The organism is Bacillus sp. SIMBA_008 (genome assembly GCF_046535495.1).
GTDB classification, from domain to species: Bacteria; Bacillota; Bacilli; order Bacillales; family Bacillaceae; genus Bacillus; species Bacillus subtilis.
On sequence record NZ_JAWRWL010000732.1, the window covers coordinates 1 to 259 of the forward strand.

The 259-nt window shown below is 70.7% G+C and carries 1 protein-coding gene; it reads right to left on the reverse strand.

Annotation, left to right across the window (positions count from 1 at the left end):
* Positions 1-259, reverse strand: a 259-nt coding sequence (locus SB658_RS25190; RefSeq protein ID WP_410603151.1) for a hypothetical protein, incomplete at both ends; no start/stop codon positions are given.

Sequence of the window (259 nt, forward strand, 5' to 3'; positions counted from 1 at the left end):
GGCGGGTTCGCCCACGAGTGTCAGAGTGCTGAGCATGTCGCGCACCTCGCCCGACGTCACCTCGAACGCCTCCGCGATCTGCGCGACCGGCACATCGTCGCGCTCAAGCAGCCAGGGCACGAGCGTCAGCACGGTCCGCACGCGTTCCGCGGAGGCGACCGGAGTACGCCGCTTCGCCTTCACGCGCGTCGCGATCGATGCGGCATCCAGGTCGGGGTCGCCCGAGTGCACGCGTACCACGCGCGCCAGCCGTTCGATG